Source organism: Phycicoccus sonneratiae, assembly GCF_016887965.1.
GTDB classification, from domain to species: Bacteria; Actinomycetota; Actinomycetes; order Actinomycetales; family Dermatophilaceae; genus Phycicoccus; species Phycicoccus sonneratiae.
The window spans coordinates 18,091-35,183 of record NZ_JAFDVD010000019.1 but is presented as its reverse complement, the minus strand read 5'-3'; the positions used below and the strand labels follow the sequence as shown (position 1 = coordinate 35,183).

Annotated in this window: 17 protein-coding genes; 4 read left to right on the top strand and 13 right to left on the bottom strand. The window is 74.8% G+C overall.

Features of this window, described 5'->3' with window-relative positions:
• Positions 1-119 precede the first annotated feature (119 nt).
• The 4 genes from JQN70_RS16220 to JQN70_RS16205 form a co-directional block, all read right to left on the bottom strand.
• Complete coding sequence (locus JQN70_RS16220; protein WP_204132418.1) at positions 120-383, bottom strand: hypothetical protein; 264 nt, start codon at positions 381-383, stop codon at positions 120-122.
• Positions 384-466: 83 nt separating this feature from the next.
• Positions 467-1,885, bottom strand: a complete 1,419-nt coding sequence (locus tag JQN70_RS16215) for a lysozyme family protein (protein WP_204132417.1) — start codon at positions 1,883-1,885, stop codon at positions 467-469.
• Between the two features lie 195 nt (positions 1,886-2,080).
• Positions 2,081-2,347: a hypothetical protein gene (locus JQN70_RS16210; protein ID WP_204132416.1), complete on the bottom strand. Its 267-nt coding sequence runs from the start codon at positions 2,345-2,347 to the stop codon at positions 2,081-2,083.
• Between the two features lie 80 nt (positions 2,348-2,427).
• Positions 2,428-3,261: a hypothetical protein gene (locus JQN70_RS16205; protein WP_307836034.1), complete on the bottom strand. Its 834-nt coding sequence runs from the start codon at positions 3,259-3,261 to the stop codon at positions 2,428-2,430.
• A 106-nt stretch (positions 3,262-3,367) separates the two neighbouring features.
• Between JQN70_RS16205 and JQN70_RS16200 the strand changes: the two genes are divergently transcribed.
• Entirely contained in the window at positions 3,368-4,600 is a 1,233-nt protein-coding gene (locus JQN70_RS16200; RefSeq protein ID WP_204132414.1) for a glycoside hydrolase family 3 protein, read from the top strand.
• 23 nt (positions 4,601-4,623) lie between these two features.
• Entirely contained in the window at positions 4,624-6,330 is a 1,707-nt protein-coding gene (locus JQN70_RS16195; RefSeq protein WP_204132413.1) for an NAD(P)/FAD-dependent oxidoreductase, read from the top strand.
• A 121-nt stretch (positions 6,331-6,451) separates the two neighbouring features.
• On the opposite strand, the gene tsaD is transcribed toward JQN70_RS16195, so the two are convergent.
• The 9 genes from tsaD to glmS all read right to left on the bottom strand — a co-directional run bounded on the left by tsaD (position 6,452) and on the right by glmS (position 15,509).
• Complete coding sequence (gene tsaD / locus JQN70_RS16190; protein ID WP_204132412.1) at positions 6,452-7,495, bottom strand: tRNA (adenosine(37)-N6)-threonylcarbamoyltransferase complex transferase subunit TsaD; 1,044 nt, start codon at positions 7,493-7,495, stop codon at positions 6,452-6,454.
• A complete protein-coding gene (gene rimI / locus JQN70_RS16185) occupies positions 7,488-7,970 on the bottom strand; it encodes a ribosomal protein S18-alanine N-acetyltransferase (protein WP_204132411.1) in 483 nt (160 codons plus the stop codon). Before rimI ends, tsaD begins: the two co-directional genes overlap by 8 nt.
• Positions 7,967-8,623, bottom strand: coding sequence for a tRNA (adenosine(37)-N6)-threonylcarbamoyltransferase complex dimerization subunit type 1 TsaB (gene tsaB / locus JQN70_RS16180; protein WP_204132410.1), 657 nt, complete (start codon positions 8,621-8,623; stop codon positions 7,967-7,969). Before tsaB ends, rimI begins: the two co-directional genes overlap by 4 nt.
• Complete coding sequence (tsaE, locus tag JQN70_RS16175; protein ID WP_307836033.1) at positions 8,617-9,135, bottom strand: tRNA (adenosine(37)-N6)-threonylcarbamoyltransferase complex ATPase subunit type 1 TsaE; 519 nt, start codon at positions 9,133-9,135, stop codon at positions 8,617-8,619. The genes tsaB and tsaE overlap by 7 nt, the downstream gene beginning before the upstream one ends.
• The gene (locus JQN70_RS16170) at positions 9,132-10,274 is read right to left on the bottom strand and encodes an alpha/beta fold hydrolase (protein WP_204132409.1); all 1,143 of its coding nucleotides are present in this window, start codon (positions 10,272-10,274) and stop codon (positions 9,132-9,134) included. The genes tsaE and JQN70_RS16170 overlap by 4 nt, the downstream gene beginning before the upstream one ends.
• Positions 10,274-11,455, bottom strand: a complete 1,182-nt coding sequence (alr, locus tag JQN70_RS16165) for an alanine racemase (RefSeq protein ID WP_204132408.1) — start codon at positions 11,453-11,455, stop codon at positions 10,274-10,276. Before alr ends, JQN70_RS16170 begins: the two co-directional genes overlap by 1 nt.
• A 364-nt stretch (positions 11,456-11,819) precedes the next feature.
• Positions 11,820-13,274 carry a bifunctional ADP-dependent NAD(P)H-hydrate dehydratase/NAD(P)H-hydrate epimerase gene (locus JQN70_RS16160; protein ID WP_307836032.1) on the bottom strand — a complete coding sequence of 485 codons (1,455 nt, stop codon included), beginning with the start codon at positions 13,272-13,274 and terminating at the stop codon, positions 11,820-11,822.
• Positions 13,271-13,636 carry a holo-ACP synthase gene (locus tag JQN70_RS16155; protein WP_204132407.1) on the bottom strand — a complete coding sequence of 122 codons (366 nt, stop codon included), beginning with the start codon at positions 13,634-13,636 and terminating at the stop codon, positions 13,271-13,273. The genes JQN70_RS16160 and JQN70_RS16155 overlap by 4 nt, the downstream gene beginning before the upstream one ends.
• 13 nt (positions 13,637-13,649) lie before the next feature.
• Complete coding sequence (glmS, locus tag JQN70_RS16150) at positions 13,650-15,509, bottom strand: glutamine--fructose-6-phosphate transaminase (isomerizing) (RefSeq protein WP_204132406.1); 1,860 nt, start codon at positions 15,507-15,509, stop codon at positions 13,650-13,652.
• A 59-nt stretch (positions 15,510-15,568) separates the two neighbouring features.
• On the opposite strand from glmS, the gene coaA reads away from it, so the two are divergent.
• Both coaA and JQN70_RS16140 read left to right on the top strand, forming a co-directional pair.
• Entirely contained in the window at positions 15,569-16,570 is a 1,002-nt protein-coding gene (gene coaA / locus JQN70_RS16145) for a type I pantothenate kinase (protein ID WP_204132405.1), read from the top strand.
• Between the two features lie 23 nt (positions 16,571-16,593).
• A complete protein-coding gene (locus JQN70_RS16140; protein ID WP_204132404.1) occupies positions 16,594-17,073 on the top strand; it encodes a hypothetical protein in 480 nt (159 codons plus the stop codon).
• The last annotated feature ends 20 nt before the right edge of the window (positions 17,074-17,093 follow it).

Sequence of the window (17,093 nt, the reverse complement as noted above, 5' to 3'; positions counted from 1 at the left end):
GGGGGGGGCCGGGGGGGGGGGGGGGGGGTGGGGGGGGGGGGGGGTGGGGGGGTGGGGGGGGGGGGGGGGGGGGGCCCCGGGGGCCGCCGGCCCCCTGGCCGGCACCCCGCCCTGCGTGCTCAGGCCGCGGAGACCTTCTCCTGGTCCTCGGCCTGGGTCTTGATGAGGGTCGAGAACGCGCGCAGCGCCTCGACGACGCTCTGCAGCGCGCGGACCTGGTCGGTGTCCCAGCTCTGCCGGGTGCGGTCGGCGTCCGGGCCGCGCCAGTCGAAGCCGCGGATCGCCTGGGACAGCTGGGTGGCGGTCTGCTCGAGCTCGCCGGCCTTCGCGTCGAGGACCACGGCGCAGTTGCGGCCGCCGTCGACGTCCATTCCCTTGAACATGTCGTTCTCCTTCGTGGTGACGGGGTCGCCCCCGGGTGTGGGTGGTGCGGTGGTCGTGCGGGTGGGTCAGGTGCCGTGCGGCCTCAGCGGACCGGGAGGATGCGGGCGCGCACCTTGGCGGCCGCCTCCCCCGCGGTGATGCCGCCGACGCCGTCGATGTCGACGCCCCGGTTGGCCCGGTACGCCCTGGTGCCCTCGCGGAAGAGGACGGCGTCGGGGTCGTTCACGGCGTGGCCGGCGAGGACCTTGGAGTACAGGCCCTCGACGGTCGTGTACCGGCCGTTGCCGAAGTACTTCTCGACGTAGTCGAGCTGCTGCACCGGGGTCATCCGGGTCAGGGCCTCCGACGTCGTGCCGAGGCCGCGAGCGGTGTCGGGCATGAACTGGATGAGCCCGCGCGCGCTGCCGCCGGCCATGTTCCGCTGGGCCGGGTCGAACGAGCCGCCGGTCTCGAAGCTCATGACGGCCATGAGGTCCTCGGGCTTGCACCCGAGCTTCGTGGCGATCTGCTCGGTGCGGCGGAGGAACTCCGGGGTCACTCGCTCGTTGCCCGCGACGCCCTTGATGCGGGAGTAGTCGAAGCCGTCCGGCGAGGTGAGGCCGGCGCCCTGCCCGGTGCCGCGCCCCGCGAGGGCCGCCGCGCCGCCGACCCCGAGCGCCCCGGCCGTGCCGGCGGCCGCGTAGGTGCCGGTCGACGAGCCGTCGCCGGTGCTCGTCGTGACCGGTGCGGCGTCGCCGGTGCCGAGGGCCGAGCCTGCCCCGACCTGGCCGCCGTCGTACGAGCTCGTGTCGGTGGCCGAGCCGCCGGCCGTGCCGGCCGTGCCGGCCGCCGTGTCGGTGCCGGCGCCGAGGGCGCTGCCCGCGCCGGACCCCGGGTCGAGGGTCGAGCCCCCGGTGCCGGTGGAGCCACCGGTCGTGCCGCCGCCCCCGCCGGAGCCCGTGCCGAGGGCCCCGCCCGCCCCGCCGCCGGTGAACGTGCCGCCGGTGGTCGGTGTGGCACCCGTGGCTCCGGTGGAGCCGACCGCGGTCGTCGTCGACGATCCGTCGTAGGTCGAGCCGGGCGTCGTGGAGGTCGACGAGCCGTCGGGGGTGGAGCCTCCGGTCGGGACGGTGCTGCCGCCGGTCGTCGCGGTGCCGGGGAAGGTCATCGCGGGCGGGCAGTCGGTGCAGCTGGTCTGCGGCAGCTGCGGCGAGGTGTAGCGGGGCAGGGTCGACAGGTCGACGTCCTTGCCCGAGCTCACCTCGTCCTGGGCCTGGGCGTTGGCGCCGAGGACCTGGGCGAACATCTTGAGCGCCATCGAGATCTTCTTCAGCCACGGGATGACGGTGCCCTCGAGGTAGGCCGCGTACGCGGCGCTCGAGCCCCCCGTCCAGAACGACGCGGCCTTGAGGACGATGACGAGCGCGGTGAGGAAGATGACCACCTGGTCGGCGACCTTGGCGGCCTCGAGGCAGTCCTTCTGGACGTCCCGCATCTCGTCGGTGTCGGCTCCGAGGATCATCGTGCACCTCCTTCGTGGTGTGGTTTCCGGCTGACGTCGAGGACGCTAGGCGTGAGGATCCGACGGCGACAAGGGTTGGGGCGGAGGAACATTCCGGATGGATCGCGCCGAACGGCCTGTGTCGCAGCCCCGCCCGCCGGGCACACCGAGGGGCCCACCCTCCGGTCGGGAGGTGGGCCCCTCGGGAGCGCCGGCTCAGGCGCTGGCGGCATCCTGGGCGTCGGCCTGACGGCGCATCGCGTGCGCGTTGTCCTCGACCGACGTCGTCGCCGCGTGCACCTGTGGCGTGAAGGTCTCCAGGTCGCCGCGGAAGGAGTCGAAGTCGCTTCCGGTCCAGCCCAGCCCGGCGATGCGGCTGCTCAGCCGTCCGAACGCCTGGGCGACGCCCTGCGCGTGGCTGTCCATGCCGCGCGCGTAGTCGCGGGCCTCGTCGGTGTCCATGCCCTGGGTGCGAGCGGTCATGTCGTCCCTCCTCGTCGCTGCGGGTCGTCGGTCGACCCGATGCCGGGACGGTAGGCGCCGCACCCCGTCGGGGGCGAGGGTCAGGAGGGCGGAAGGTTCCTGTTCCTCGCGGCCGCCTCGACCCGCTCGAGGTCTTCGACGGTGACCAGCCGGACCTCCGCGGCCCGGCGCCCGATGGCGAACCGGACGTTCTGCGCGCGCCCGCCGCCCTGGAGGAACGGGTCGTCCGGGCCGAAGGCCAGCCGGCTGATCGAGCGGATGCTGTCGTCGACCCTCTGGCTGCGGTCGAGGTTCCACGCGTAGCCGTGCCACCCCAGGACGCGCTCGTAGATCTCGCGGTTCGACGGCGGGCGCGGGTAGTCGTCGGTGCCGCTCAGCCACGGCTCGGCGAGGGCCAGCGCGACGAACCACTCCCGGGTCTGCGCCTCGAGCCGCGGCGCCGGCGCGGTGGCACCGTCCTCGCCGGGCAGCGCGCGCTCGGGTGGGGCGCCCACCGGCTCGGGGTCCTGCGACGCGACGTCGAGGACCACCTGGAGGTCGTCGAACACGCCGGTCTCGCGCTCGCGGCCCCGGAGCACGACGAGCGCGTTCTCGCCCTCGTCGAGCAGCGCGGACATCCCCTCGGTGACGGTGACCCGGCGGGCGCCGCCCGGTGCGTCGAAGAGGCTCGACAGCTGGGCCTCGGTGGAGCCTCGCCAGCGCAGCCGGACGATCTCCTCCCCCACCTCGAGGGCGCCGAGCACCCGCGAGACGTGGGGCGCGCAGAGCGGCAGGGCGAGGGCGGTGGCCCGCAGCTGGTGGTCGGCGTCGAGGTCGTCGAGGGCCCGGTGCGGCGCCCGCCCGAACCACAGCGTCTCCCCCGTGCCGAGGACCACGGTCGGCAACCCGCCGCCGCGCAGGGTCACCCGGAGCACGTCGCACCCCACCCGCTGCCCGCGCCGACCATGCGGCCATCCTGTCAGGAGGCGCCGCGACCTGCGCGATTCCCGGGTTCCCGGCCCGGTCACGTAGCGTCGTCGGGTGCCTTCGCGTCCCACCCCCGCCCGCCCCCGCACCGCCGTCCTCGCCCTCACCGGGGCCCTCGCCGTCGCCCTGACCGGCTGCTCCGGCGGCTCGCCCGGGGCCGCACCGTCGAGCACGCCGCCCTCGGCCACCCCCACGACCGCGAGCCCGAGCGCCACCCCGACACCGAGCTGCGTCGACACCACCCTCGAGGCCCTCGACGAGGACCAGCGCCTCGGCCAGCTGCTCATGGTCGGCTTCGACACCAACGCCGACCTGTCCTCCCTCGACGACGAGATCGGCGAGGACCACGTCGGCAACGTCATCTACCTCGGCGGCTGGGAGGGCGCCGACAAGGTCGAGCGCACCTCGACGCACCTCCAGGGGCTGGTGTCCGGGAAGGCCACCGGCGACGTCGGGCTGATGATCGCCGCGGACCAGGAGGGCGGCGAGGTGCACCAGCTGCGCGGCGACGGCTTCACCCGCCCCCCGTCGGCCAGCGAGCAGGCGCAGATGTCGTCCGCCGAGCTGACCAAGGCCGCGAGCGGCTGGGCGGAGGAGCTGCGCGCCGCCGGGGTCAACGTCAACCTCGCGCCGGTCACCGACACGGTGCCCGCCGACCTCGGCACCGGCAACGGGCCCATCGGCAAGTACCACCGGGAGTACGGGTCGGACCCGAAGACCGTCGAGAAGGCGTCCGCCGCGTTCATCGAGGGGATGCTCGACGGCGGCGTCGAGGCCACCGTCAAGCACTTCCCCGGCATCGGCCGGATCCGCAACAACACCGACTTCAACGCCTCGGGCATCACCGACGACACGACCGACGCCGACGACCCGTACCTCGAGCCCTTCGCGGCCGGGGTGGAGGCCGGCGCCGGCCTCGTGATGACGAGCTCGGCGAGGTACACGAAGCTCGACAAGGGCGTGCCGGCGATGTTCTCGGAGAGGATCGTCACCGACCTGCTCCGCGGGCAGCTGGGCTTCGACGGCGTCGTCATCACCGACGACGTCAACGCCGAGGCCGTCAAGGCCACGCCGGCCGGCGAGCGGGCGGTCAAGGTGGTCGCGGCGGGCGGCGACATCGTCCTCACCGGCGACGCCTCCACGGCCCCCGCGATGCTCTCGGCCCTGGAGAAGGAGGCCGCGTCCGACGACGCCTTCGCCGCGAAGGTCGACGCCTCGGTCGAGCGGGTCCTCACCCTCAAGGACCGGATGGGGCTCCTCCCCTGCTCGGGCACTCCCCAGGACTGACCCGCTCGCCTAGGCTCGACGGGGTGACGGACACCCTTCCCGCACCCGACGCCCCGGCCGTCGTCCTCGTCTCCGGCGAGCACGCCGACGCCCTCACCGACGAGTTCTGGCGCTACTCGCGCGAGTACGCCCTCCGCTCGGCGACCTCCTGCGCCGACGCCTGCACGGCCATCGAGGAGCTGCTCGCCGAGGGCCGGCAGGTCGCGATGGTCGTCTCCGACTCGCGCCTCCCCGACGAGGACAACGTCCTCGCCGCGTTCGGGCAGTGGCGCCAGCTGGTGCCGAACGCCAGACGGCTCGTCGTCGCGCCCTACGAGCGGTTCCTCGCCGACGCCCCGCGGCTGCGGGCCGGGATGGCCAAGGGCAAGTACGACGCCTACCTGCTGATGCCCCGCGGCGTGCGCGACGAGGAGTTCCACCACGCCGTCACCGAGCTGCTCAGCGACTGGAACTGGACGTCCACCGACCCCGACGTCGTCGTCGCGAAGATCGTCGCGCCGGAGGGCGACCTCGTCGCCGCACAGGTCCGCGACTTCTTCGACCGGATGGGCCTGCCGACCCGGACGGCGTTGCCGGACAGCGAGATCGGCCGGCACGTCGCCGAGCACTTCCCCGACGACGCCGGGTACCCGCGCATCTGGGCGGTCAACCGCGACCCGGTCGTGGCGACCTCGGTGCGCGACGTCGCCCGCTCGTTCTTCGACACCCGCGCCGAGCGCGACCTCGACGAGCAGCGCGGCGTGGCGAGCGGTGTCGTCGACGTCGCCGTGGTCGGCGGCGGGCCGGCGGGCCTCGCGACCGCCGTCTACGCGGCCTCCGAGGGGCTCTCGACGATCGTGCTCGACTCCAGCGCCATCGGGGGTCAGGCCGGCACGAGCTCGATGATCCGCAACTACCTCGGCTTCCCGCGCGGCGTCTCCGGGATGCGGCTGGCCCAGCGGGCCCGCAACCAGGCGCTCCGCTTCGGCACCCGGTTCCACACCGGCTGGGAGGTCGAGGAGCTCGTCGCCGGGGTCGACGGCGACCCACATCTGCTGCGCGGAGTCGACTTCGAGCTCGCCGCGCGCTCGGTCGTCATCGCGTCCGGGGTGCGGTACCGCTCGCTCGGGGTGCCGTCGGTCGAGGCGCTCGTCGGACGGGGCGTCAACTACGGCGCGGCGATGTCGCTCTCGCGCGAGATGGAGGACCAGGACGTCGTCGTCGTCGGGGGCGGCAACTCGGCCGGGCAGGCGGCGGTGCACCTGGCCCGGTTCGCCCGCTCGGTGACCATCGTCGTCCGCCGGCCGTCGCTGTCCGAGACGATGTCGGCCTACCTCGTCGGCGAGATCGAGTTCAACCCGCGCATCTCGGTCGAGACGTGCACGCGCGTCGTCGACGCGGGCGGCGACGGACGCCTCGAGTGGGTCGTCCTCGAGCACACCGAGACCGGCGAGCGCCGGCGCCGCCCGGCCTACGGGTTGTTCCTCCTCCTCGGCGCGGAGCCCCACTGCGGCTGGCTGCCCGACGACGTCGTCCGCGACGAGCGCGGCTTCGTCCTCACCGGGCGCGACGTGCCGAAGGACCGCTGGGCCGACGGGCTGCCGCCGGAGTCGCTCGCCACGAGCGCTCCCGGGGTGTTCGCCGCCGGCGACGTGCGGGCGGGGTCGATGAAGCGGGTGGCGGCGGCCACGGGTGAGGGCGCGTCGGTCGTCCCGCTCGTCCACGCCTGGCTCGCCCCCGGCGACACCTGACCCCGGCGACACCTCACCCCCCCCCCCCTCCAACCCCCGCTTCTTGCGAGTTCGACCGCCTGACACGCGGATCACGCGGCGTGTCGCGCGCCGAACTCGCAAGAAGTCGGGATACCAGCGGTCAGGCGGAGACCTGGGTCACCGGCATCGAGGAGTCGGCGGGAATGGCCAGGTTCGACGGCGGCCGGCCCTTGAGCACCATCTGCGCCCCGAGCGCGGCGACCATCGCGCCGTTGTCGGTGCACAGGCCGGGGCGCGGGACGCGCAGCTCGATGCCCGCGGCGTCGCAGCGTTCCTGGGCCATCGCCCGCAGCCGGGAGTTCGCCGCCACGCCGCCGCCGATCTGGAGGTGGCCGACGCCGTGCTCGCGGCAGGCGAGGATCGCCTTGCGGGTCAGCACGTCGGTGACCGCCTCCTGGAAGCTCGCGGCGACGTCGGCCAGCGGAACCGCCTCTCCCGCAGCCTCCTTCGCCTGTACCCAGCGGGCGACGGCCGTCTTCAGTCCGGAGAACGAGAAGTCGAAGCGGTGCCGCTCCATGTCGCGCCCCGTGGTCAGGCCGCGGGGGAAGTCGATGGTGACGCTGCCCTCGCGCGCGGCGCGGTCGATGTGCGGACCGCCGGGGAACGGGAGGCCGAGCACGCGGGCGACCTTGTCGAAGGCCTCGCCCGCGGCGTCGTCGATGGTCGAGCCGAGGCTGCGGACGTCGTGGGTGACGTCGGGGACGAGCAGCAGCGAGGAGTGCCCGCCCGAGACGAGCATCGCGAGGGTGGGCTCGGGCAGCGGGCCGTGCTCGACGATGTCGACGGCGACGTGGCTGGCCAGGTGGTTGACGCCGTGCAGCGGCACACCGAGGGCCAGCGCGAGCGCCTTGGCCGAGGCCACGCCGACCATCAGCGCGCCGGCCAGCCCGGGGCCGGAGGTGACGGCGACGGCGTCGACATCGCGCAGGGTGACTCCCGCCTCGCGGCAGGCTCGCTCGATGGTCGGCACCATCGCCTCGAGGTGGGCCCGGCTCGCGACCTCGGGGACGACGCCGCCGAAGCGCGCGTGCTCGTCGACGCTGCTGGCGATCGCGTCGAAGAGCAGGGTCTCGCCGCGGACGAGCCCGACACCGGTCTCGTCGCACGAGGTCTCGATGCCGAGGACGAGGGGCTGGTCAGTCATCTCCGACTCCGTTCTGCCGCAGGGTCTTGCGCATCACGAGGGCATCGACTGCACCGGGCTGGTAGTACCCGCGGCGGGTCGTCAGCACGGTGTAGCCGGCCGAGCCGTACAGCCCGGTGGCGGCGTCGTTGTCGGCGCGCACCTCGAGCATCACGTGCTCGGCACCGCGACCGGATGCCCGCCGCTCCAGCTCGTCGAGCAGGGTCCGGCCGAGGCCCCGCCCCCGGGCCGCCGGGGCGACGGCGACGGTCATCACGTCGGAGACCTCGCCGCCGTGGTCGAGGCCGCCGTAGCCGAGCAGTGCGTCGCCGTCCTCGGCGACGACGTAGTCGCGGCGCGGGCGGGCGGCGAGCTCGGCCCACCACGACCGCTCGTCCCAGGCGTCGTCGGGGAACAGCGCGGACTCGAGCCGGGCGAGCACCGTGAGGTCGGTCCACCGGGCGTCGCGCAGGACCGGGGTCGCGGCGGTGCTCATCGGGCGGCGCGCTCGGCGGTCGTCAGTGCGTCGGGTCGGCGCAGGTAGAGGGGCTCGACCGGCATCTCGCGCCCCTCGGCGAGACCGGCGACGACGAGCTCGGCGAGGTCGCCGGCCGCAGCCTCGACCCAGCCGACGCGGTGCGGCAGGAGGTCGGGGTAGAGCACGGGTCCGGCACCGGCGGTGGGCAGGGCCCGCACCTCGGCGGTGAGGTCGGCGGGGCGGTCGACGGCCGGCTCGGTGAGGCGTCGGGCGCCGTCCGGGCCGAGTGCGTACCGCGCCCAGTAGACCTCGCGCCGGCGGGCGTCCGTGGCGACGAGGATCTCGCCCTCGAGGTCGCCGCGGCAGCCGTGGGCCACGACGTCGAGGCTGCAGACGCCGTGGACGGGGACGCCGAGCGCGTACCCCATCGTCACGGCGGTGACGAGCCCGACCCGCAGGCCGGTGAAGGGCCCGGGACCGGTGCCGACCCCGATGTCGGTGAGGTCGCCGACCCCGGCGCCCCCGGCGTCGAGGACGTCCTCGACGAGCGGCGCGAGGCGCTCGGTGTGGCCGCGGGGATCCTCGACCGAGGCCGAGGTGACGACGTCGGTGCCGTCGTGGAGGGCGACCGAGAGCGCGGCCGTGGAGGTGTCGAGGGCGAGGATCAGCACGGCTCTCCTCCGAGGTCGGCGAGCGGGTCGGGGGCGGCGTCGTCTCGGGCGGCGTCGGTGTCGTCGACCGCCCACCGGCCGCCGACACCGGTGACCGTCGCGGTGCGGACCTCGGTGGCGGGGTCGACGTCGAGGACGACCTCGAGGCGGTCGTCGGCCAGCCCCTCGGCGAGCCCGTGGCCCCACTCGACGACGGTGACGCTCTGCTCGACCGAGGTGTCGAGGTCGAGGTCGTCGAGCTCGAGGGCGCCCCCGAGCCGGTAGGCGTCGACGTGGACGAGCGCCGGCCCGCCGACCGTCGACGGGTGCACCCGGGCGATGACGAACGTCGGCGAGGTGACGGACCCGCGGACCCCGAGAGCCTCCCCGAGGCCCTGGGTCAGCGTCGTCTTCCCGGCACCGAGTCCGCCGGTGAGGACGACGAGGTCGCCGGCGCGCAGCATCCGCCCGAGCGCGGAGCCGAGGGCGCGGGTGTCGTCGACCTCCGGCAGGACGAACCGCCTGGCGCTCACGACGCCGCCTCCCGACGCGACCGGGCGGCCCGCCGCTTCTTCGAGATGTCCTGCACCGTGCGCCGCACGCGCGGCTTGCTGCTGACGGGGACCCCCTCGGCGACGGCGCGCTGCGCCCGCTGGACGAGGCCGACCAGCTGCTCGGTGACGAGGTCGGGGTGCTCGAGCATGAGGATGTGGCCGGCGTCCTCGACGACGACGTGCTCGGCGCCGGGGACGTGCCGGACGATCTCGACCGAGTGCGACGGCGGCGTGATGAGGTCGCCGGCCCCGTTCATCACGAGGGTCTCGACGCCGGTGAGGGCGCCCAGCCGCGGGACGAGGTCGAGGGCGTCGATGTCCGGGAGGAAGGCGGCCATGACGTCGAACGGGGTCGCGAAGATCATCTCGGCGACGAGGTCGACGAGACCGGCGCTGACCGGCGAGTCGAAGGCCCAGCGGGCGACGGCGAGGTCCTGCACGCCCTTGCCCATCCGGCGCAGGACCCCGATCGGGCCGGCGTGCCGGGACAGGCGGGTGAGCACGCCCGGCCCCATCGCCCCGACGACCCGCCCCGCGAGCGGCCCGAGCCCGAACTCGGTGACCTCGTGGCCGCCCGGCGAGGTGGACACGAGCGCCACGGCGAGCACGCGGTCGCGGACGACGTCGGGGTGGGCGCCGGCGAAGGACATGACGCTCATGCCACCCATCGAGTGACCGACGAGCACGACCGGCCCCGTCGGGCAGGTGGCCTCGATGACGCGGGCGAGGTCGCGGCCGAGCCGGTCGACGGTGCAGGTGTCGAGGTCGGGCAGCGACGAGCGGCCGTGACCGCGCTGGTCGTAGGCGACGACGCGCATGCCCTGCTCGACCATCGCCCGGCGCTGGAGGACCCACGACTGCATCGTCAGGGCGAAGCCGTGGACGAAGACGACGGTGGGGGTCCGGCCCGCGAGGTGGCGGCGCCCGCGGCTGGCCGCCTTCGGGGCGTCGATCTCGACGTGGAGGTCGACCCCGTCGTCGGTGGCGACGAGCAGGGCCTCGGTGGGGGTGTGCGACCAGGCCAGACCGGCCTCGTCGCCCCCGAGGCGCGCGGGCCGACCACGGAGGACGCGCGACCCCACGGCGCCGAGTGCGCCGGCGACCGGACCGCGGGCCATCAGGCGTCGTCCTGCGCGCCGACGACGACGCGGGGCAGGCGCGGCGCCATCCGGGTGACGACCTCGTAGTTGATCGTGCCGGCGGCCTCGGCCCAGTCCTGGGCGGTGGGCTCGCCGTCGGCGCCGCGGCCGAGGACGGTGACCTCGTCGCCGGGGGCGGCGTCGGTGCCCGGGCCGAGGTCGATCATGAACTGGTCCATGCAGACGCGCCCGGCGACGGTGTGGCGGCGGCCGCGGACCTGCACGGGGCCGGCGTTGCCCGCGTGACGGGGGATGCCGTCGGCGTAGCCCATCGGCACGAGGCCGAGGACGGTGTCGCGGTCGGTCGTGTACTCGTGGCCGTAGCTGACGCCCTGGCCGGCGCGGGCCTGCTTGACCTGGGTGAGCCGGGCGGTGACGCGCATCGCCTCGCGGAGGCCGAAGTCCTGCGGGCTGCCGAGGTCGGGGACCGGGGAGAGGCCGTAGACGGCCAGTCCCGGGCGGACGAGGTCGAAGTGCGCGTCCGGGTTGGTGAGCGTGGCGGCGGAGTTGGCGAGGTGGCGCAGGCCGGGGTCGAGGCCGGCCCGCTCCAGCTCGGCGACGGCCTCGACGAACCGGTCCTGCTGGGCGCGGACGGTGGGGTGCTGCGGGGCGTCGGCCCAGGCGAAGTGCGACCAGGTGCCGGTGAGCTCGACGGCGCCCTCGGCGACCGCCCGGGCCAGGGCGGCGGTGAACTCGCTCCAGTCGGTGAGGACGCCGCCGCGGCCGAGGCCGGTGTCGACCTTGGCCTGGACGCGGACGGGGCGGCCGCGCTCGCGCGCGACGGCGACGACGGCCTCGAGGTTCCAGGCGCTGCCGACGGTGACGTCGATGCCGGCGTCGGCGGCGCCTGCGATGTCGGCGTGCGGAGGGTAGATCCAGGTGAGGAGGGGTGCGGTGACGCCGGCCGTGCGGAGGGCGAGCGCCTCGTCGAGCTGGGCGACGCCGAGCCAGGTGGCGCCGCCGACGAGCGCGGCGCGGGCGGCGGTGACGAGGCCGTGGCCGTAGGCGTCGGCCTTGACGACGGCGAGGACGTGCGCGGGAGCTGCGCGGCGGACGAGCTCGGCGACGTTGTCGCGGATGGCGGCGGCGTCGACGGTGACCCACGCGGAAGCACCCGCGGGCGTGCTCGCGGGTGCGGACGGGGTCGTGGGGGCGGTCATGAGCCTGTCCAGTCTAGGACGGCGGCCTGTGCCCGGATCCGCCGAGGTCGTGAGCGGGGTGGCGGGCGCCGGGGCGTCTCCCCCGCCCGAGCCGTCCCGTCCGACCCGAGGACGCACCTGTGTGTTCCGGAGATCCGTGCTCCCGGCAAGGGATCGCTTGCGCCCCGCAAGGGATCGCTTGCGCCCGGCAAGGGATCGCTTGCGCCCGGCAAGGGATCGCTTGCGCCCGGCAAGGGATCGCTGGCGCGCGGCAAGGGATCCCTTGCGTCCAGCACGGATCTCGGGAGCACCATGGGTGGTGGCGGGCTCTCAGGAAGCGTCGCGCTCCGGTCGGCTGCGCCCCTCACGTCCGAGGTCGGACCCCTCAGCGCCGCAGCAGCCCCGCCACCGCACCCGGCAGGGCCCGGGCCACCGACAGCGCCCGCACCGGGCCCCCACCGGAGGCCCGCTCGGCCGCCACCCCGTGCACCAGCGCCCCCAGGGCACCCGCCTCGTCCGCCGGCAACCCGGCCGCGAGCAGCGTCCCCACCAGCCCGGCGAGCACGTCACCGGCCCCCGCCGTCGCCAGCCACGGCGGCGCGTCGGCCTGGGACCAGACCGGAGAGCCCTCCCCCGGCGGCACGACGAGCGTCGTCGACCCCTTGAGCAGCACCGTCGCCCCGGTCAGCCCGGCCAGCCGGCGCGCCGACGCCAGCGGCGCCCCCTCGACCTCCCCGCGCGAGACCTCCTCCTCCCCGAGCCGGCCGAGCAGCCGCGCGCACTCCCCTGCGTGCGGCGTCAGCAGCGTCACCCGGTCGCGACGACCACGCAGCACCCCGGCCGTCAGGAGGTCGAGCCCCCCGGCGTCGACGACCACCGGCTCCTCACCGGCGAGCGCGTCCCGCGCCACGTCGAGCTGCGCCCGCGACCCCGCCGCCCGCGACAGCGTGTCGAGCCCCGGCCCGACGACCCAGGCCTGCACCCGCCCGACCCCGTGCGTCGCCTCCGGCACCGCCGCCCGCACCAGCCCGGCGGGCGTCGGCGTCCCCACGTAGCGCACCATCCCCGCCCCGGCCTCGACGGCCGAGGTCACGCACAGCACGGCCGCCCCGGTGTACGACTCACCGCCGGCCACGACCCCCAGCACCCCGCGCGAGTACTTGTCGTCTCCCGGCCCCGGCACCGGCCACAGCGCGGCGACGTCGTCGTGGTCCAGCCGGCGCACCACCGGCGTCGCGTCGACCTCGATCCCGATGTCGACGACGGTCAGCGCGCCGCACGCCTGCTCGGTCGGGGGCAGGAGGTGCACCGGCTTGGCCACCGAGAAGGTGACGGTCTCGTCCGCGATGACCCCCCGGCCGTCGAACACCGCCCCCGCGGGGTCCTGCCCCGACGGCAGGTCGACGGCCAGCACGTACGCCGTCTCCGGCACGGCCGCCACCCACGCCGCCGCCCAGTCCGGCAGGCCCGGCCGCGCGCCGATGCCGAGCACGCCGTCCAGCACGAGGTCGGCCTCGGCCACCACCGAGGCGTCACGACCGAGCACCACCCCGGCGGCCTCGGCCGCCTCCCGCGCCCCGGCGTGCACGTCCTCGTGGTGCACCGCCGCGGCGCTCCATCCCGCCTCGGCCAGCCGCGCCGCGGCGTACAGCGCGTCGGCCCCGTTGTTGCCGGGTCCGACGAGCGCCACCACCGAGCTCCCGCCGCGCTCGGTCAGCCGCGCGTCGGCCACCGCGGCCAGCCCCTCGACCGCCCGCGCCATCAGCTCGCCGTCCTCGAGGCGGGCCATGAGGGCCTTCTCCGCGGCGTACACCGCGTCCGTCCCGAACCCCTCGATCACCGTGGACCCTCCTGCCGCTCGGCCACGACCACCGCGGACGCGATGCCGGCGTCGTGCGAGAGCGAGACGTGGATGTCGGTGATGCCGAGCTCGGCGACGGCCGCCGCGACAGTGCCCCGGAGCGTGAAGGCCGGCCGGCGGTCGGGCCCCCGCGTCACCTCGGCGTCGTGCCAGTGCAGCCCGACCGGGGCGCCGAGCGCCTTGGCCAGCGCCTCCTTGGCCGCGAACCGGGCCGCCCGCGAGTTGAGCGGCAGCACCCGCTCGGCCGGAGTGAACAGCCGCTCCCCGAGCCGCGGCGTGCGCTGGAGAGCGGCCCCGAAGCGCGCGACGTCGACGACGTCGATCCCGACGCCGACGATCACCGCGCCACCGGCGTCACTCGACCGTGACCGACTTCGCGAGGTTGCGGGGCTGGTCGACGTCGAGCCCCTTGGCCGACGCGAGGTGCAGCGCGAACACCTGGAGCGGCACGACGGCCAGCAGCGGCGCGAGCATCGGCGAGCACCGCGGGATGCGGATGACCTCGCTGGCGAACGGCACGACGTCCTCGTCGCCGTCGTGGGCGATCACGAGGGTGCGCGCGCCGCGGGCCCGGATCTCCTGGATGTTCGAGACGACCTTCTTGTGCAGCTCGTGCGGGGTGTCCGGCCCGGGCACGACGACGAACACCGGCTGCCCGGGCTCGATGAGCGCGATCGGGCCGTGCTTCAGCTCGCCGGCCGCGAACCCCTCGGCGTGGATGTAGGCGAGCTCCTTGAGCTTGAGCGCGCCCTCCATCGCCACCGGGAACCCGACGTTGCGCCCGAGGAACAGGACGGTCCGGGTGTCGGCCATGAACTCGGCCATCTCCTCGACCCGGCCCATCCGGCCGAGGAGGTCCTCGATCTTCGCCGGGATCTCGTGCAGCTCGGCCATGACGGCCTTGGCGTCGTCGGCGTAGGTCTCGCCTCGCAGCTGCGCGAGGTAGAGACCGAGGACGTAGCAGGCGGTGATCTGCGCGAGGAAGGCCTTGGTCGACGCCACCGCGATCTCGGGGCCGGCGTGCGTGTAGAGCACCGCGTCGGACTCGCGCGGGATGGTCGAGCCGTGCGTGTTGCAGATGGACAGCGTCATCGCGCCGAGCTCGGTGGCGTGTTTGACGGCCATGAGCGTGTCCATCGTCTCGCCGGACTGGCTGATGGAGACCACGAGCGTGTTCTCGTCGACGATCGGGTCGCAGTACCGGAACTCGTGGGCGAGGGCGACCTCGACGGGGATGCGGGTCCAGTGCTCGATCGCGTACTTGGCGACCATCCCCGCGTACGACGCGGTGCCGCAGGCCACGATCGTGATGCGCTCGACGGCGCGCAGCCGCTCCTCGGGGATGCGCACCTCGTCGAGCACGAGGGCGCCGGACTCGTCGGTGCGCCCGAGCAGCGTGTCGCCGACGGCGTGCGGCTGCTCGTGGATCTCCTTCTCCATGAAGGTCTCGTAGCCGCCCTTCTCGGCGGCCGCGGCGTCCCAGGTCACCTCGTAGGCCTTGCCCTCGGCGGGCGAGCCGTCGAAGCCGATGACCGAGTGGCCGTCCGGCGTGATCGTGACGATCTGGTCCTGGCCCAGCTCGACGGCGTGGCGCGTGTACCCGATGAACGCCGCGACGTCGCTGCCGAGGAAGTTCTCGCCGTCACCGAGGCCGACGACGAGCGGGCTGTTGCGGCGGGCGCCGACGACGACGCCGGGGCTGTCGGCGTGCACGGCGAGGAGGGTGAAGGCCCCCTCGAGCCGCCCGACGACGGCGCGCATCGCCTCGGTGAGGTCGCCGAGCCGGTCGTACTCGCGGCCGACGAGCTTGGCGGCGACCTCGGTGTCGGTCTCGGAGCGGAACTCGACCCCCTGGGCCAGCAGCTCCTTCTTCAGCGCGTGGAAGTTCTCGATGATCCCGTTGTGGATGAGCGCCAGCCGGTCGCCCTCGCCGCCGCGGTGCGGGTGGGCGTTGCCGTCGGTGGGGCCGCCGTGGGTGGCCCAGCGGGTGTGCCCGATGCCCGTGCGCGCGTCGCTCAGCGGGTGCGCCTCGAGGGCCGAGCGAAGGTTCTCGAGCTTCCCGGCCCGCTTCTCGGTGCTCACCCCGTCGTCGGTGACGAGCGCGACGCCGGCCGAGTCGTACCCGCGGTACTCGAGCCGGGTCAGGCCCTCGAGGACGACGTCGAGCGCCGTGCCGTCCATGGTCCGGCCCACGTAGCCGACGATTCCGCACATGGCGGCCAGCGTAGCCGCTGGGCCGGTCCTCCCCCGGCCTCCCCCGGCCCGTCGAGGCGATGCGCGATGATGGCGGCGTGACCGCAGCCGAGCAGGCCCTCGTGCGCCTCGGAGTCGCCGACGACGCCGCCGTCCCGACGCCGTACGTCGACCTCGACCGGCAGGCGTGGTCGCGGCTGCGCGAGGAGCACCCGATGAGCCTCACGCAGGACGACCTGGCCCGGCTGCGCGGCCTCGGCGACCGGCTCGACCTGCGCGAGGTCGAGGACGTCTACCTGCCGCTCTCGCGGCTGCTGCACTTCTACGTCGAGGCCGTCCACGGGCTGCGGCTGGCGACCTCGGAGTTCCTCGGCGAGCGCCCGACCCGCGTGCCGTTCGTCGTCGGCGTCGCCGGGTCGGTGGCCGTCGGCAAGTCGACGACGGCCCGCATCCTCAAGGAGCTGATGAGCCGCTGGCCCCAGACGCCCCGCGTGGCGCTGGTGACGACGGACGGCTTCCTCCACCCCAACGCCGAGCTCGAGGCGCGAGGACTGTTGCAGCGCAAGGGTTTCCCCGAGTCGTACGACCGGCGCGCCCTGCTGCGGTTCATCGCCGACGTCAAGTCCGGGATGCCGGTCGTCGAGGCGCCCCAGTACTCGCACCTCACCTACGACGTCCTGCCGGGACGGGTGCAGGTGCAGCGGCCGGACGTCCTCATCGTCGAGGGGCTCAACGTCCTCCAGCCGCCGGCCGTGCGCACCGACGGGTCGAACACCGGCGCGATCTCCGACTACTTCGACTTCTCCGTCTACGTCGACGCGCCCGTCGAGGAGATCCGACACTGGTACGTCGAACGCTTCCTGCGCCTGCGCGAGACCGCGTTCGCCGACCCGCAGTCCTACTTCCACCGGTACGCGGCGCTCAGCGACGCCGAGGCCCGCGAGACCGCCACCGGCATCTGGGCCGCGATCAACGAGCCCAACCTCGTCGAGAACATCGTGCCCACCCGCGACCGCGCCACCCTCGTGCTCACCAAGGGCCGCGACCACGCGGTGACGAGCATCCGGCTGCGCAAGATCTGAGCCTCGTTCCTAGGATCGGGGCCATGGACAGCGCGACCGAACCCCTCGTGGGCCGCCCGCACAGCTCGCGGCGGTTCGCCCAGGCCGTGGTCGGCGCCATCGCCCTCGTCATCGGCGTGGCCCTGCTCGTGAAGGGCACCTGGTTCGCCGGGGCGGCCCTGACCCTGCTCGGCCTCTACGGCCTCACCGACCTGCGCCGCAAGGCCACCGTCACGCGCGAGCGGCTCGTCGTCCAGGGCCGGGTCGTCCGCCGGGACGTGGCCCTGGCCGACCTCGTGCGTGTCACGCTCTCGCCCGCCTCCCGGCCGTGGGTCGCGCTGCGGGACGGCCGCTCGTTCTACGTCCGCATGGTCTCGCCGTTCCACGACCTGCGACACCCCGGGGTGCACGACTTCGTCGGTGGCCTGCGGGAGCGCGCCGACGCCGCGGGCGCGGAGCTCACCGCGGAGGGTGCCGAGCGCTCGCCCGCTCCGCCGGGCACCTCGCCGCTGTTCAGCGCCTGACGGACGACGAACGCCCCTGC

Bases quoted from the DNA above. Each gene is read 5' to 3' on its own strand.
- JQN70_RS16220 (WP_204132418.1), bottom strand. From the start codon at position 383: ATGTTCAAGGGAATGGACGTCGACGGCGGCCGCAACTGCGCCGTGGTC.
- JQN70_RS16215 (WP_204132417.1), bottom strand. From the start codon at position 1,885: ATGATCCTCGGAGCCGACACCGACGAGATGCGGGACGTCCAGAAGGAC.
- JQN70_RS16210 (WP_204132416.1), bottom strand. From the start codon at position 2,347: ATGACCGCTCGCACCCAGGGCATGGACACCGACGAGGCCCGCGACTAC.
- tsaD (WP_204132412.1), bottom strand. From the start codon at position 7,495: ATGACTGACCAGCCCCTCGTCCTCGGCATCGAGACCTCGTGCGACGAG.
- rimI (WP_204132411.1), bottom strand. From the start codon at position 7,970: ATGAGCACCGCCGCGACCCCGGTCCTGCGCGACGCCCGGTGGACCGAC.
- JQN70_RS16170 (WP_204132409.1), bottom strand. From the start codon at position 10,274: ATGGCCCGCGGTCCGGTCGCCGGCGCACTCGGCGCCGTGGGGTCGCGC.
- alr (WP_204132408.1), bottom strand. From the start codon at position 11,455: ATGACCGCCCCCACGACCCCGTCCGCACCCGCGAGCACGCCCGCGGGT.
- glmS (WP_204132406.1), bottom strand. From the start codon at position 15,509: ATGTGCGGAATCGTCGGCTACGTGGGCCGGACCATGGACGGCACGGCG.
- coaA (WP_204132405.1), top strand. From the start codon at position 15,569: ATGCGCGATGATGGCGGCGTGACCGCAGCCGAGCAGGCCCTCGTGCGC.
- JQN70_RS16140 (WP_204132404.1), top strand. From the start codon at position 16,594: ATGGACAGCGCGACCGAACCCCTCGTGGGCCGCCCGCACAGCTCGCGG.